This window comes from Flavobacterium sp. (assembly GCF_043756175.1).
Taxonomy (GTDB): Bacteria; Bacteroidota; Bacteroidia; order Flavobacteriales; family Flavobacteriaceae; genus Flavobacterium.
Genome location: NZ_JAYURN010000035.1, coordinates 1 through 2,186, shown reverse-complemented (window position 1 = coordinate 2,186; position 2,186 = coordinate 1). Strand labels below are relative to the sequence as shown.

The following is a 2,186-nucleotide window of genomic DNA, read 5'->3' as shown; positions in this document are numbered from 1 at the left end:
ATAATTCCAGGAAAATTGCACATGGACTTCTACCACCCGTTTTAGACAAATTCGGACTTCATGCAGGTGTTGAAGAGTTATGTTTAGAATTTAATAGCTCGAAATTGATGAGCGTAAACTATGAAAATCATGTTTCATTTGATATTTTAGATAATGACAGGCATTTACATGTATTTAGAATTTTGCAAGAACTGATGAATAATTCACTTCGACACGGAAAAGCAACCGTAATATCTATTCTTTTTGAAAACGATAAAGACGGAAAAATATGCTATTATTCTGATAACGGAATTGGTTTTGATTTAACCAAATATAAAAATCAGAAAGGGCTTGGTATGAAAAATATTGAGAGTAGAGTAGCTTTCTTAAAAGGGACAATTGCTATGAATTCCTCAATTAACAATGGAATTTCAGTAGTTTTTAATTTTTAAAGAATGAATGACAAAATCAAAATAATATTAGTAGACGATGAATTACTTTTTAGAAAAGGAATTTCATTTTTGTTGGAGCGGGAAAAAAACATGGAGGTTATTTTTGAAGCTTCAAATGGGGATGAGCTCATTTCTTTTCTACAGTTAAATAATCATCATCCGGACATTATTATTATGGATTTGAAAATGCCGGTGATTAATGGAGTAGAAGCCACTAAAATTATTCGTAAAGAGTTTCCTGAAATCAAAATTATTGCACTTACCAGTTATGATTCTAAATCCTTTGTTGCCAATATGATTGATGTGGGTGCCGTTTCGTATTTGATAAAAAATTCAACACCTCAGGATTTATTAACCACTATAAATGAGGTAGCGCTAAAAGGATTTTATTACACGGATTATATTATGGAAATTATTAAAGAAGATGTATTAACGAATAAGAAAGTCAAAAGCAATTTTGACAATAACTTCCTTACCAAACGGGAAATCGAAGTGCTTAAGCTTATATGTTTTCAAAAAAGTACGGTTGAAATAGCAGAACAACTTTTCATAAGCCCCAGAACTGTTGAAGGGCATCGCAATAGTTTACTACTGAAAACGGAATCCAGAAATATTGCAGGATTAGTGGTTTACGCTGTGCAAAATGATATTATTTTGGGTACTATCTAATAAAGTGTATAAGTAAAATATTTACTCAAAAAAAAGCTGATAACACATTACATAGAAAGTTAAAATAAGTAGTACTAGCAGGAGTATTCCAATGTTTATTATAAAAATCTTTATATTGAATGGTTTTGTCTTTTTCTTAAAGTCTATTTCTAAATTTTCCATTTCTACTTTGGTTTTGTGCTGAGGTGTAAATTTATACACTTGATATAGTTTGTCTATGCGTATATTTACGTGTTTTTTCTCCAAATGGATTTTGGGTTTTATTTTAAAGTGAAATTTTTGTCATTTCAAGTACTTACTTTCTATCTTTGATAGATAAAATCAATAAACGATGTTGAAGCGAATTATTTATACTTTTGTCATTCTACTTTCTTTTTCTGCAAAAGCTTCTTTTATTTTGTTGCCAATGGATGAAACCACGCAACAAAATCATCTCAAGGCTTATGGAATTACGTATTGGTGTTTAGATAAAAATTATAAAGCAAGTTGGTTATTGAATTATCGTGGAGGGTCATTTTTATTACCTGATGCACCTGAAATACGCAGAGAGTGCCAAATTAGAGGAGTTAGTTTTGAAATCCTCTCGGATAGTGAAGAAACCAAGATATTGGAGGATATATCTAGCCCTTCACAAAACATGGAAACTGTTATTTTGGAAAAAGCGCCTAAAATTGCAGTTTATACGCCAAAAGGGAAACAACCTTGGGATGATGCTGTTACCATGGTTCTGACTTATGCCGAAATTCCTTTTACGCCTATATATGATGAAGAAGTTTTAAGCGACCAACTGCTACTTTATGATTGGTTGCATTTACATCATGAAGATTTTACCGGGCAATACGGTAAGTTTTTTGGGGCGTATAGGAATGCACCTTGGTATATTGAGCAAAAGAAAGAAGCTGAAATTTTAGCTGCAAAATTAGGATACCCAAAAGTCTCTCAGGAAAAAGTTGCTGTTGCCAAAAAGATTAGGGATTTTGTAATTGGTGGAGGATTTATGTTTGCCATGTGTTCAGCAACCGATAGTTTTGACATTGCTTTAGCTGCCGATGGTGTAGATATTTGCGAGACTATGTTTGATGGAGA

2 protein-coding genes and 1 pseudogene are annotated in these 2,186 nt (G+C 32.2%); all 3 read left to right on the top strand.

What is annotated here, in order from left to right; all coding sequences use genetic code 11:
* Nucleotides 1-431, top strand: a 431-nt coding sequence (locus tag ACH2BP_RS01990; protein WP_395056506.1) for a sensor histidine kinase, incomplete at its 5' end; no start/stop codon positions are given.
* A 3-nt stretch (nt 432-434) separates the two neighbouring features.
* Entirely contained in the window at nt 435-1,100 is a 666-nt protein-coding gene (locus ACH2BP_RS01985) for a response regulator (RefSeq protein ID WP_395056504.1), read from the top strand.
* A gap of 331 nt (nt 1,101-1,431) precedes the next feature.
* Nucleotides 1,432-2,186 (top strand): annotated as a pseudogene (locus tag ACH2BP_RS01980) (asparagine synthetase B); the annotation flags it as partial.